This window comes from Actinomyces radicidentis (assembly GCF_001553565.1).
Classification (GTDB): Bacteria; Actinomycetota; Actinomycetes; order Actinomycetales; family Actinomycetaceae; genus Actinomyces; species Actinomyces radicidentis.
Genome location: NZ_CP014228.1, coordinates 910922 through 923804, shown reverse-complemented (window position 1 = coordinate 923804; position 12883 = coordinate 910922). Strand labels below are relative to the sequence as shown.

The following is a 12883-nucleotide window of genomic DNA, read 5'->3' as shown; positions in this document are numbered from 1 at the left end:
GGACCCGGGCTCAGCGTGCCGGGTGGACGACGAGGCGCTGACCGATCGTGCGCGGGTCGTGCGCGGCGTCGAGGAGGGCCGTGGCGACGGCGCCGCGCGAGACCTGCTCCGGGCGTGTGATCGGCGCCAGCTCCTCGAAGGGGACGACCTCGACCGGAGCCTCCTCCGCGTCGTCGGTGAGCATGACGGGGTGGACGGTGGTGAGGTCGACGTCGTCGGCGGCGCGCAGCGGGGCCTCCGCGGCCTCGTGGTCCGTGTAGACGGCGCGCATGAGGGTCGCGAAGCCGATCCGCAGGGGGAGGGAGGCGGCCCGGGCGGTCTCGCCGACGCCCCAGGCTGACAGGACGACGAGGCGCCGCACGCCGGCGCGCACCATCGCGGTGCGGATCGCGGGTAGCGCGTGCTGCATGAGGTCGCAGCGCAGGAAGGTGGCCGGTGTCTGCGCCGGTCCGAGGGCGACGACGACGGCGTCGGCCCCCTCCATGGTGGTGGTCATGCGCTCGGCGTCCTCGGCGACGCCCGGGATGACACGCAGGCCCTCGGTGCCGACGAGGTCCTCCATCTTGTACAGGCTGCGGACGTAGGCGGTCACCTCGTCCCCGCGCTCGAGGGCCTGGGTGACGACGCGGCGACCGGTGGCGCCCGTGGCGCCGATGACGACGAGCTTCATGCCCCCATCGTGCCAGGCGGGGCGGGGCGGGCGCTCGCCGACCGAACTCAGCGCGCGGATTGACCGAACTCAGTGGGGCTGTCAGGGCCCATGCGCGATGTCCCGATCTCGCGGTCAGGATGTCCCGATCTCGGTGAGGGACGGGTCAGCGCGCTGGGTTCCTCGACAGGTGGGCGGCGAGGTAGCGGCCGGTGAGGGACTCGTCCGGGCCGAGCGCGGCGGAGCCGTCGGCCAGCTCCTCGGGGGTGCCCGCGGCGATGACCCGGCCGCCGGCAGGGCGCCGTCGTCGTCCTCCTCGAGGGAAGGCCCGTCCTCCACGCCAGCGAGCGGCTGCGTGCGCTCACCCCCTACACGGCCGACCGCTCCGTGCTCGACGCCGCGCTCACCGCGCTGGTCCGGCACGAGCGCGCCGTCATGGGGCGCGAGGAGCGCCCGGCCAGGCGCGTCGTCGAGACCGTGGGCGGCGTTCCCGCCCTCGACCGCGGCGTCGCCGCCGTCCTCGCCGACGCCGGCCTCGCGCGCGAGCCACGCGGCATGGTCCTCCGCCCCTCGTACCGCTGACAGCCCGTCGCCGTGCGGACGGGCAACCCGTTCGCCACGCGCCGGTGCCAGCATGACGCCGTGCCCGCCCTCGCCGACCTCAACCCGATCGAGCAGCTGCGCGCCGGCAGGCTCCCGCGCCGGCTCGTCCAGCTCGTCGTCGGTCTGTGGCTCTTCGGCGCCGCCGAGGCCCTCATCGTCGCCTCCGGGCTCGGCAACGCCCCCTGGGACGTCTTCCACCAGGGCGTCGCGATGCTCACCGGCCTGTCCATGGGCACCGTCATGATCATCACCGGGGCGGTCGTCCTCCTCCTGTGGGTGCCGCTGCGGCAGTGGCCCGGGCTCGGGACCGTCGCCAACACGATCCTCATCGGTCTCTCGCTCGACTGGACCCTCCACATCGTCCCCGCCGTCGACGGCGCCGCCTGGCGCACAGCGCTCATGGTGGCCGGTGTCATCCTCAACGGCCTCGGCGGCGGCCTCTACATCGGGGCGCAGCTCGGCCCAGGCCCGCGCGACGGCCTCATGACCGGGCTCAACGCGCGCACGGGTGTCTCCATGCGCTTCGCGCGCACTGGCGTCGAGGCCGCCGTCGTCCTCATCGGCTGGGCGCTCGGCGGGACCGTCGGCATCGGCACCGTCCTCTACGCCCTTCTCATCGGGCCGCTCACCCAGGCCTTCCTCGGGCCCTGCGTCGTGGAGCTGCGCAAGACCTGAGGCTGTCCACCAGGGCGCCTCAGAACCTCGCCGCGGCACGCGCACGGACCGGTGCGAGGCTCTGACCAGGCAGGATGCGTGTCGCCCGTTGGGCTGATTGGCGCCTGAGGCGCCCTCGTGGACAGCTCCGGCCCCGCCGCCGGCGCGAGATAGTGCGCTCAGCGGATCAGAGGCCCGTCCTGCACGCAGACGCCCGCCGTGCACCGCTCTGACCCGCTGAGAGCACCACAATGGCGGGTATGGCAGACCCGCACCCGATCACCGGCCGGCTCTTCGACTCGCCCGTCCCGCCCGGCACGGGCTGGCCCGGCGACCCGGCTGACGCGAGCACGCCGGTCGCGCGCACCCCGGCCGGGGTCGCCCGCCTGGCCCGCACCCGCGACCTCGCCGAGCTCGACGCCCGCGTCTCCGTGTGCAGCGCCTGCCCCCGCCTCGTCGCATGGCGTGAGGAGGTCGCCACCACCGGCCGCCGCGCCGCCTTCGCCGACCAGCCCTACTGGGGTCGCCCCGCCTTCTCCCTCGGCCCCGTCGACGCACCGATCTACCTCATGGGCCTCGCCCCCGCCGCCAACGGCTCGAACCGCACCGGCCGCGTCTTCACCGGCGACAAGTCCTCCGACTGGCTCTGGGCCGGGCTCCATCGCGCCGGCCTGGCCACCCGCGGTTCCTCCGAGGCGGCCGGCGACGGCACCGAGCCGATCAGCATCAGGATCGGAGGCGCCGTGCGCTGCGCCCCGCCCGGGAACCTCCCGACCACGGCCGAGAAGACCACCTGCCGTCCCTGGATCACCCGCGAGCTCGAGCTCCTCCCGGAGCTGCGCGTCATCCTGGCCCTCGGCGGCATCGCCTGGACGACGGCCCTCCAGGTCGCGCGCGCCTCCGGCTGGACCGTGCCCCGTCCGGCGCGGCGCTTCGGCCACGGCGCCGAGGCCGCGCTCGCCCGCCCGAACGGCACCCCGGTGACGCTGCTCGGCAGCTACCACACGAGCCAGTACAACACCTCGACCGGTGTCATGACCGTGGAGATGCTCGACGCCGTCCTCGCCCGCGCCAAGGAGCTGGCAGGCCTGGACTGAGCGAGGTCGCAGGTCCGGACCGGGGCGTCCCGAGCCGGCACGGGAGGGGTGCCGTGCCCGGACTGCGACCCAGGACGCCGTCGACCGCCCCCGCACGCATGACGGCGGCCCCGGCCGGATCTCTCCAGCCGGGGCGGTTCGTGGCTTCCCGTGTGCGGGGCCCACGAGGCGGGTCCTCGCGCCGCCCCTCACACGAGCGCGGGCTCGGGCTCCTCCGTTTCCGCGTCACCGGGTCCGTCCTGCCCGCGGCGCACGGCCTCGAGCATGAGGGTCGCGACGTCGGTGACGCGCACGTCCGCGCCCTCGCTCGCCACGCCGTCGGAGAGCATCGTCGTGCAGAAGGGGCAGGCCGTCGCGATGACCTGCGCACCCGTCCCGATGGCCTCCCGGGAGCGCTCCACGGCGATGCGCGTCCCGATCGACTCCTCCATGAAGGCGCGCGCCCCGCCGCCGCCGCAGCAGAAGGCCCGCTCGTGGTTACGGGGCATCTCGACGGCGTCCGCGCCGGTGGCCTCGATGAGCTCGCGCGGCGCGTTGTAGACCTGGTTGTGGCGGCCCAGGTAGCAGGCGTCGTGGTAGGTCACCTGCGGCAGCTCGGGCCGCTGCTCGGCCGCCGCTGGCCGCAGCCGCCCCTCGCGCACGAGCCGGTTCAGCAGCTGCGTGTAGTGGACGACCTCGTAGTGCCCGCCGGCCTGCGGGTACTCGCGGGCCAGCGTGTTGAAGCAGTGGGCGCAGGAGACGACGATCCGCTGGACCTTCGCCTCGTTGAGGGTCTCGACGTTCTGCCCGGCGAGCATCTGGAAGAGGATCTCGTTGCCAGCGCGGCGGGCCGGGTCGCCCGTGCAGGACTCGGCGTCGCCGAGGACCGCGAAGGGCACCCCGGCCACGTGCAGCAGCTCGGCGACGGCGCGCGTCGTCCTCTTCGCCCGGTCCTCGTAGGCGCCGGCGCAGCCGACCCAGAACAGGTAGTCGACCTCGGACGCGTCCTCGACGTCGACGCCGATGACGGGCACCTCGAAGTCGAGGTCCTTCGCCCAGTCCATGCGCTTGCGGGGCGCCAGCCCCCACGGGTTCCCCTTGGACTCCATCTTGCGGAACATCTGACCGAGCTCCTTGGGGAACGCGGACTCCATGAGGACCTGCTGGCGGCGCACGTCGACGATGTGGTCGACGTGCTCGATGTCCACCGGGCACTGGTCGACGCAGGCGCCGCAGGTGGTGCACGACCACAGGACGTCCGCGGGGACGACGTCGCCAGCCAGCGGCGCCGGGCGGGTGGCGACGCCGGTCTCGGTGGGCGCGGCCTTGGCGGCCAGCAGCGCGCCGAGGACGTCGCCGGTGTGGGCGGAGCCGGCGGCCAGGCCGGAGCGGGTGTCGGCGAGGAGGTCGCCGTGGTCGGCGGCCTGGGCGTCGGTGACCTCCTCGGGGGCGATCCCGAGGGTGCCGGCGGCGGCGAGGTAGGGAGCGACGGCGCCGTGGTGATCGCGCACGGCCTCGACGAAGAGCTTGGGGGACAGGGGCTTGCCGGTGTTCCACGCGGGGCACAGGTCCTGGCAGCGGCCGCACTCGGTGCAGGTGGAGAAGTCGAGCAGACCCTTCCAGGTGAGGTCCTGGACGCGCCCGACGCCGAGTGCGACCTCGCGCTCCTCCTCGTCGGCCTTCTCCATGGCGGCGTCGAGGTCGTCCATAGTCGCGGCGGTGAGGGCGACGAGGGCGCCGTCGGCCCCCTCGAACTCGAGTGGCAGGAGCGGGCCGAGGGCCTTGGAGCCGGTGCGGGCCGCGGGCACGTTCTCCTTCAGGCGCGCGGCGACGGCGTCGGGCTCCTCCCCGGTGCGCTCGGCGATGGCGGCCGGGTCCGCCGTCGTGCCGGCCATGTCGCGGCGGGCGTAGACGTTGACGATCGCGAGGAAGCGGTGCCAGGCGACGCCCATCGAGGGCTGCAGGCCGACGACGAACATCCAGGTCATCGAGATGACGATCTTGATGGTGGCGACGACGTAGACGGCGGCGGTGATCGCGTCCGCCGGCAGGTGCGTGAGCGCGACACCCGTCCAGGCGGTGAGCGGGAACTGCGTCCAGACCGCCTGCGGGTCCCCGGCCTTCGCGAGGGCCGCGTGCTCCAGCATCCGCAGCGCCAGGACGCAGACGACGACCCCGAGGATGACGGCCTCGACGAAGCGGGCCTGGGAGCTCGTGGAGCCGGCGAAGCGGGAGGAGCGGGTGCGGGTGCCGCCCTCGCTCGTCGCGTCGAAGGGCGGCTCGGCGGCCCCGTCCCGGCGGTTGCGGGTGCGCACGGCGATGAGGCCGATGATGCCGGCGGTCGAGGTCCAGGCGATGCCCTCGACGACCCACGCCCACCAGGCCTGGTGGCCGAGCCAGGGGAGCTGGTAGCCGGCGCCGGAAAGGACCTGCCCGTAGCCGGTGACGAGGGTGAGGAAGAGCAGTGGGAAGCTCACCATGACGAGCCAGTGCGCCACTCGGATCCACGGGCGTCCCTTGAAGGCGGTGTGCCCGAGGACCTCGGAGACGAGCAGCCACAGGCGGCGGCCGACGGGCCGGGTGCGGTCGCGGCCCGCGGGGCGCCCCACGCGCATCCTGCGGACGATCTGACAACACGCGCGCACGAAGAGGCCACCACCGACGAAGGTGGTGGCCACGACGACGATCGCGCACACGAGCTGAAGGATCTGCAGGGACGTCATGCAGGAAGCCTAGCCGGGTGCTGCGACGGTCACGGCCGGGGGTTCGGTGAGCGGCGCCCCGCCCCGGGCACGCGGCGCGAGGACGGGCTCACGCGCCCACCTCGTACCTCCGCCCCTGAGACCCACAGCCTTGCCGTGGGTCTCAGGGGCGGAAGTACGAGCTCGGTGCCCGGCTGGGCGCGGGGCCCGACCGGGAGGACGGGTCAGCCCTGGACCTTGAGCTTCTTCTCCTCGAGCGGGTTCTCGATCTCGTGACCGCCGTACCACTTGGCGGCCTCGCGCAGCGTGAGCTGGCGGGTCACCGTCATGGCGGCGCCGGAGATGACCGCGAAGGCGATGACCTCGGCGAGCTGGTAGGTGAGGAGCTGGTCCTCCTGCTCCGGGGCCTCGTGGCCCGTGACGAGCTTCCAGCCGATCTTGACGGCCTTCTCGGCGACGATGCCGGAGACGAGGGTGGTGATGGCCGAGGTGGCCTTCCATCCGAGGTCTGCTGCCATGGTGTGCTCCGTTCCTTCGGTTCGCGGCGGGGCCGCGAGGGGACGACGGCGCGCGCGTCGCGGGGTGCGACGACGCCGTTCCGTACACGCACATCCTGCCCCACCAGCGCGGATACCGCGACGGCGCCGCTCCCGCGGTGGCCGACGGCGCCCCGCCTGCGTGCCGGACCCGCTAGTGTGGATCGGGAGCCTCCCGCGTCCGCGGTGGCGATCCGTCCTCGAGTCCTCCGGGAGGGCAGCACGATGACCTCGATCCACCACGAGCCGGACGACCTCGACATCGCGCAGGCGATGCGTGCCCGACGTCTTGAGCTCGGCCTCGACGTGCCCCAGATGGCGCGTGCGGCCGGCGTCACGGTCCCGACGTGGCGGAACTACGAGGCCGGCCGCACACAGGTCCGCTCGGACAAGCAGGCCGCCGTCTGGGACGCCCTCGGCTGGGAGCCGCCCACGCCGTGGTACGCCCGCGTTCCGCGCCCGTGGGACCTCCCGCCGTCCGGGTCCTTCGGCTGGGACCCCGGGTCCTCCTACAGCCTGGTCGACGACGAGCCCACCGACGGTCTCGCTGACGCGATGCGCACTGTGCTCGCCGCCGCGGGATACGACGGCGGTGCCCCATCCGGGGCGGGCCCCGACGACGAGTACGACGCGGACCGCACCGACGACGCAGAGGCCCTGGGGATCCCGCCGTGGGATGATATTCCTGAGGTCCTGGCGCGGACCTACTCCCCACTGCTCGCCCGCACGCTCGATGAACGGGCGGCCCGTTGCTTCGCCGTCGGCGCGCACGTCTACGACGGCTCCCTCACGGAGGACCTCGACTATCTCGCGGCGATGCCCCGGGGCTCCCACCTGGGCGAGCTCGACGAGACGCACATCGGGCAGACGCTGCCGCAGCTCTGGCTGACCCGGTACGACTACGAGCTCGTCTACCAGCTGCGCAGCCTCGCCAGCCTCCTGAGCGCACGCCTCTGCGTCCTCGGGGTCGGCGAGGACGAGGCGCTCGCCTGCACGCCCGCGGAGATCCTCGTCATCCACGACGTCTTCCTGCTCGGCGCGGCCCTCCTCGCCACGCGAGGCGTCGAGGTGGGTCACGTCGAGATGGGGGCGTGGGTCGAGGCCCTCTGCGGGCCGGGGGATGATGCCCAGCGCCTCATCGGCACGGCGTTCGTCCCGCCTGCGGACGATCCCGACCACTTCGACAACTGGTTCACGATGCTCCCGGAGCCCTTCGTCCCCCACTGGGTTCCCGCGCAGGAACCGCCGGAGCGTGCGACGGTGACGCCCTTGCACGCCCCGCGGCGCTGAGAGCGGGAGCGCCGTCAGGTCACCGCGCCCGGGCGGGCGCCGCTCGTGCCACGGCGCCCGTCGCGGCGCGTATCGTGGGCCGCACCACGACAGGGGAGCGCCCCACCGGACCCCGCGGGACGGGCGCTGAGAGTGCGGGAGACCGCAGACCCTCGAACCTGCTCCGGCCAGCACCGGCGAAGGAAGTCGAGTTCTCCCCGCGCGTCCGCCGCCCCGCGGACGCCCGGGCCCTCCTGACCACGTCTAGGAGGAACACGTGTCCACCACCATCACCCGACGCGCCGTGCTCGCCGGCTCCGCCACCGCCGTCGCCGGCCTCGCCCTGGCCGCCTGCTCCGGCGGCTCGTCCGGCTCGTCGTCGAGCGTCACCGCCAGCCCGTCGGGCACCGTCACCCTCGTCACCCACGACTCCTTCAACCTCCCCAAGGAGATCGAGTCCCAGTTCCAGGCGGACACGGGCTGCTCGCTCACCGTCGTGACCATGGGGGACGGCGGCGAGCTCGTCAACAAGCTCGTCCTCACCAAGGACGCCCCCCAGGGCGACGTCGTCTTCGGCGTCGACAACTCCTTCGCCTCGCGCGTCCTGTCCGAGGGCGTCATCGACACCTCCCAGACCGTGGCCCTGCCCGAGGGCGCGGACCAGTACCTCGTCGACGGGCAGAAGGCCCTGGCCCCCATCGACTTCGGCGAGGTCTGCCTCAACTACGACGTCGACTGGTTCGAGAAGAAGGGCCTGGCCGCCCCGACCTCCTTCGAGGACCTCATCAAGGACGACTACAAGGACCTCCTCGTCGCCATCAACCCCTCGACCTCCTCCACCGGCCTCGCCTTCCTCCTGGCCACCATCGGCCACTTCGGCGAGGACGGCTTCGCGGACTACTGGAAGAAGCTCGTCGCCAACGGCGCGAAGATCGACTCCGGCTGGACCGACGCCTACGAGACGGACTTCTCCGCGGGCGAGGGCAAGGGCGCCTACCCGATCGTCGTCTCCTACTCCTCCTCCCCGGCCTCGACCCTCTCCGACGACGGCAAGTCCTCGACGACGGCGTCGGTGCTGTCCACCGCGACCCGTCAGGTCGAGTACGCGGGCGTGCTCGCCGGCGCCGCGAACCCGGCCGGCGGCAAGGCCTTCGTCGAGTGGATGCTGAGCAAGAAGGTCCAGTCCGCGATCCCGGACTCCATGTACATGTACCCGGTCAACCCCGAGGCGACCCTTTCCGAGGCCATGCAGAAGTTCGGCGCCACCTCCGACGACCCGATCGTCGTCGAGGCGGACGAGATCACGAAGAACCGCGAGGCCTGGCTGCAGACCTGGACCGAGGCCGTCGGCCAGTGACGACGCCGGGGGGCGGGCCGGTCGGGGAGCCGACGACGGCGGTGGGCGGCGGCGAGCAGCCGTCGCCCATCGCCGGACCGAGCCTGCGGTCGGAACGTCCCGATCTCGCGGTCAGGATGTCCCGATCTCGGGGTCAGGAAGTCCCGATCTCGCGAGGAGGGTGCGGGCGGGGGCCACGGGCGGGGTGGGGCGAGCGGGCCGGCTGGACGCTCGCCGTCGTCGTCCCGCTCGTCTTCCTCGGCCTTCTCTTCGCCTGGCCCGTCCTCACCCTCGTCGGCCGCGGCCTCGCCCCCGACGGCGCCCTCGACCTCTCTGGCTTCGGCGAGGTCCTCACCCGCGCCCGCACCTGGCGGATCATCCGCCAGACCCTCGTCCAGGCGACGCTCGGCACCCTGGGCTGCGTCCTCCTCGGCGTGCCCGGAGCCCTCGTCCTCTACCGCCGCCGCTTCGCCGGCCGCGACCTCCTGCGCGGCCTCGTCATCGTCCCCTTCGTCCTGCCCAGCGTCGTCGTCGGCGTCGCCTTCCACGCCCTCGTCACCACCGGCGGGCCGCTCGGCGCCCTCCACCTCGACGGCACGACGACGACCGTCGTCGCCGCCCTCGTCTTCTTCAACTACGGGCTCGTCGTGCGCACCGTCGGCACCATGTGGTCCCGCCTCGACCCCCGCGCCGTCGAGGCCGCCCGAGCCCTGGGAGCCTCGCCGTGGCGGGCCTTCCGCACCGTCACCCTGCCGAGCCTCATGCCCGCCATCGCCTCGGCCGCCTCCCTCACCTTCCTCTTCTGCGCCACCGCCTACGGCGTCGTCCTCGTCCTCGGCGGCACCGGGATCGGCACCATCGAGACAGAGATCTACGTGCTCACCGCCCAGTACCTCGACCTGCGCGGCGCCGCCGTCCTCTCCGTCCTCCAGCTCCTCGTCATCGCCGCCGTCCTGTGGGTCGCGGAGCGCGCCCGCGCCGCCAGCCAGGCGAGCCTGCGCCTGCGCCTCGACGTGCCCGCCACCCGGCTGCGCGCCGCCGACCTCCCGGCGCTCCTGCTCACCCTCACGGTCGTCATCGGCCTGCTGGTCGGGCCGATCGTCGTCCTCGTGCTGCGCTCCCTGCGGCGAGCGGGGGAGTGGACCCTCGCGAACTACCGCGACCTCGGCACCACCGGCGGTTCGAACGCCCTCATCGTCACGGTCTGGCAGGCCGCCGGGAACTCGCTCAAGGTGGCGCTCGCGGCGGCGGCGATCGCGCTCGCCATCGGTGCAGCGGTCTCCCTCATCGTCTCCCGGCGGCCTCGCGGTCGCTGGGCACGCCGCGGCGTCGCGCTCCTCGACTCCCTCTTCATGCTGCCGCTGGGGGTCTCTGCGGTCACCGTCGGCTTCGGCTTCCTCATCACCCTCTCGCGCCCGCCGCTGTCGCTGACGCGGTCCTGGTGGATCCTGCCGCTCGCCCAGGCGGTCGTCGCCGTGCCCCTCGTCGTCCGCACCCTCCTGCCCGCGCTGCGCGCCATCGACCCGCGCCAGCGCGAGGCCGCCGCGGCCCTGGGCGCCGGACCCGGGCGCGTCCTCGCCACCGTCGACGGCCCCCACCTCCTGCGCGCGGGGGGCCTCGCCGCCGGCTTCGCGCTCGCGACGAGCCTCGGAGAGTTCGGGGCGACGAGCTTCCTCGCCCGCCCCCAGGAGCCGACCCTGCCGGTCGTCCTCTACCGACTCATCGGCTCGCCCGGCGCCCAGAACCAGGGGATGGGGCTGGCCGCCGGCGTCGTCCTCGCGCTGGGCACCGCCGTCATCATGCTGGCCTGCGAGTGGGCCCAGACCGCCGCCGCCCCCGCGACCGTCTCGGCCGCTCGAGGGACCGTCTCAGCCACCCCTGCGCCCACCCCTGTCCCCGGCCCGGCCCCCTCCGCCGTGCCCGCCGACGCGGCAGCACCCTCCGCCGGCGGGGGCGCGGCCCCCGGCACCGGGTCACGGCCCCGCCCGGCGACCACCCCCGAGAGCCCGCACCCCCACGACGGGGGCGGGGAGAGGAACGACGATGACCGCCACTGAGCGCCCCCACGCCCCGGGCCGCCCCGAGGGCCCGCAGGCCCCGGCGGGTGCCGGGCTCGACGTCGTGGACCTCACCGTCGTCTACCCCGCCACCGGGCGCGGACGACGGCGCACCAGCACCGTCACCGCCGTCGACGGCGTCAGCCTCACCGTGCCCACCGGCACCGTCCAGGCCCTCCTGGGCCCCTCCGGCTGCGGCAAGTCCTCCCTGCTGCGCGCCGTCGCCGGCCTCGAGGACCTCGCCGGCGGCCGCGTCACCTGGGACGGCGAGGACGTCACCACCGTCCCCGTCCACAAGCGGGGCTTCGGCCTCATGTTCCAGGAGGGGCAGCTCTTCGGCTTCCGTGACGTCGCCGGCAACGTCGCCTACGGCCTGGCCGGGTGGCCGCGAGCGCGGCGCCGTGAGCGGGTCGAGGAGGTCCTCGAGCTCGTCGGCCTGCCCGGCTACGGCCCCCGTGACGTCGCCACGCTGTCCGGCGGCCAGGCCCAGCGCGTCGCCCTGGCCCGCTCCCTGGCCCCCCGCCCGCGCCTCCTCCTGCTCGACGAGCCCCTGTCCGCCCTGGACCGCGCCCTGCGCGAGGAGCTGTCCGCGGAGCTCCGGCGCATCCTCACCGGCCAGGGCACGACCGCCCTCTACGTCACCCACGACCACGCCGAGGCCCAGGCCGTCGCCGACCGGGTGGGCGTCATGGGGGCGGGACGCAGCGCCGGCCGACTCCTGGCCAACGCCCCGATGGCCGAGCTGCGCGCCGCCCCGGGATCCGAGGAGGTCGCCCGCTTCCTCGGGCTCTGAGCCCTCTGAGCCCCTGGGCCTCAGGATCCTCCGGGGACGCGGATGGCGAGAAGCGACCTCTGGGTCCGCCCCCTGGGCCTCGGGCCCTGGGAAGCTGAGCCATGGCCCTCGGCCCCCGAGGTCCTGGGGCGCTCTCCCCATGAGCCACCCGCCCGGTCCATGGGGCGCGGCGCCTCCCGCACCGTTATCGTGACGGGGTGACTGCTCTTCCCACCGTACGAGTCGAGCGGCTGGAGCACTGGGCGCGGCTGCACGGGCTCCCCACCACCCGCGACGACGACCGCCTCGTCCTCGCCCTGCCCCACCACGGGGGGAGCAGGGAGGTCGTCCTCTGGGTCTCCCCGGACGGTGCCGGCCTCGCCGCCAGGACCGTCCTCAGCGTCGAGGCCACGGACGAGCGGGCCGGAGCGGTCCGCGCCGCCGCCGCCCACCTCCTCAGCCACGAGCCGGCCCCCGTCCTCACGATCCTCCCGTCCGGCCCCGACGACCCGGCCGAGCCCGAGGGGCCCCGCCCCGGCCTCGACGTCGTCCTCGACGCGGCCACGCCCGTGGAGGAGGGGATGAGCGACGCCCAGCTCGACGAGTGGCTCCAGTGGGCGACCGGGCTGCTCGGCTCCAGCGCCGCCCTCCTCGAGGACTCCCTGCACCCCGCCGAGCCCCACGAGGAGGCCTGACGTGCCCTGATGGACCGACCCCGACGCCCTCACCCCGCCGCTCACGGCCGGCAGGCTCGACGAGCTCATCGGCCGGGACGACCCGAGCCTGCGGATGGTCCGGCGCGGCCTCGTCGTCGGCGCCGTGTGGCACCTGCCCCTGCGGCTGACCCTCCTCACCCGCCCCTCGCCCCTCCTGCGCGCCCAGGCGGCCTACGAGCTCCCGCCCGCCGCGGGCCTCCTCGACCCGGCCGCCCTCGAGGACGCGCTCAGGGGCACGGCCCACCGCGACCCCCTCGTCTCCGTGCGCCTCCTCACCGCCCAGGACCGTCTCGTCCTCCTGGCCTCGTCCTGGGTCCCCGTGGGCTCCGGCCTCCACGACGCCCAGCTGGGGGCGCTCAGCTCGAGCCTCCTGGGGGCCGTCGCCCGGACCCTCAACCGCCTCGCCGAGGAGCTCGGCCTGCCCGCCCCGCAGGCCGTCGACGACGTGAGGGCCGCCCAGCGCGCCTGGCAGCGGATCGACCCGCTGCTCGCCGCCCGGGACCAGGGCTGAGC

Annotated in this window: 12 protein-coding genes; 9 read left to right on the top strand and 3 right to left on the bottom strand. The window is 74.4% G+C overall.

From position 1 onward, the window contains the following. Window positions 1-10: 10 nt before the first annotated feature. On the bottom strand, window positions 11-670 hold the full coding sequence (locus tag AXF14_RS03955) for an NAD(P)-dependent oxidoreductase (RefSeq protein WP_067941021.1): 660 nt from the start codon (window positions 668-670) through the stop codon (window positions 11-13). Between the two features lie 366 nt (window positions 671-1036). On the opposite strand from AXF14_RS03955, the gene AXF14_RS13895 reads away from it, so the two are divergent. The 3 genes from AXF14_RS13895 to AXF14_RS03940 all read left to right on the top strand — a co-directional run bounded on the left by AXF14_RS13895 (window position 1037) and on the right by AXF14_RS03940 (window position 3003). Continuing rightward, window positions 1037-1231: a hypothetical protein gene (locus tag AXF14_RS13895; RefSeq protein ID WP_067941019.1), complete on the top strand. Its 195-nt coding sequence runs from the start codon at window positions 1037-1039 to the stop codon at window positions 1229-1231. A 60-nt stretch (window positions 1232-1291) separates the two neighbouring features. Continuing rightward, window positions 1292-1927 carry a membrane protein YczE gene (gene yczE, locus AXF14_RS13890; protein ID WP_067941017.1) on the top strand — a complete coding sequence of 212 codons (636 nt, stop codon included), beginning with the start codon at window positions 1292-1294 and terminating at the stop codon, window positions 1925-1927. A gap of 239 nt (window positions 1928-2166) precedes the next feature. Next, complete coding sequence (locus tag AXF14_RS03940) at window positions 2167-3003, top strand: uracil-DNA glycosylase (RefSeq protein WP_067941015.1); 837 nt, start codon at window positions 2167-2169, stop codon at window positions 3001-3003. A gap of 188 nt (window positions 3004-3191) precedes the next feature. On the opposite strand, the gene AXF14_RS03935 is transcribed toward AXF14_RS03940, so the two are convergent. Beyond that, window positions 3192-5705, bottom strand: coding sequence for a (Fe-S)-binding protein (locus AXF14_RS03935; protein ID WP_067941012.1), 2514 nt, complete (start codon window positions 5703-5705; stop codon window positions 3192-3194). Between the two features lie 203 nt (window positions 5706-5908). After that, window positions 5909-6202 carry a DUF4235 domain-containing protein gene (locus AXF14_RS03930; protein WP_067941010.1) on the bottom strand — a complete coding sequence of 98 codons (294 nt, stop codon included), beginning with the start codon at window positions 6200-6202 and terminating at the stop codon, window positions 5909-5911. A gap of 243 nt (window positions 6203-6445) precedes the next feature. On the opposite strand from AXF14_RS03930, the gene AXF14_RS03925 reads away from it, so the two are divergent. The 6 genes from AXF14_RS03925 (at window position 6446) to AXF14_RS03900 (ending at window position 12881) form a co-directional block, all read left to right on the top strand. Further along, entirely contained in the window at window positions 6446-7510 is a 1065-nt protein-coding gene (locus AXF14_RS03925) for a helix-turn-helix domain-containing protein (RefSeq protein ID WP_067941008.1), read from the top strand. Window positions 7511-7766: 256 nt separating this feature from the next. Beyond that, window positions 7767-8846, top strand: a complete 1080-nt coding sequence (locus AXF14_RS03920) for a thiamine ABC transporter substrate-binding protein (protein ID WP_067941006.1) — start codon at window positions 7767-7769, stop codon at window positions 8844-8846. A gap of 116 nt (window positions 8847-8962) precedes the next feature. Beyond that, window positions 8963-10882: an ABC transporter permease gene (locus AXF14_RS03915; RefSeq protein WP_084355625.1), complete on the top strand. Its 1920-nt coding sequence runs from the start codon at window positions 8963-8965 to the stop codon at window positions 10880-10882. Further along, a complete protein-coding gene (locus AXF14_RS03910; protein WP_067941004.1) occupies window positions 10869-11675 on the top strand; it encodes an ABC transporter ATP-binding protein in 807 nt (268 codons plus the stop codon). Before AXF14_RS03915 ends, AXF14_RS03910 begins: the two co-directional genes overlap by 14 nt. Before the next feature lie 197 nt (window positions 11676-11872). Further along, window positions 11873-12349 (top strand): hypothetical protein, encoded by a 477-nt coding sequence (locus AXF14_RS03905; RefSeq protein WP_067941003.1) that lies wholly within the window; start codon window positions 11873-11875, stop codon window positions 12347-12349. 94 nt (window positions 12350-12443) lie between these two features. Continuing rightward, window positions 12444-12881: a hypothetical protein gene (locus AXF14_RS03900; protein WP_067941001.1), complete on the top strand. Its 438-nt coding sequence runs from the start codon at window positions 12444-12446 to the stop codon at window positions 12879-12881. Window positions 12882-12883 lie beyond the last annotated feature (2 nt).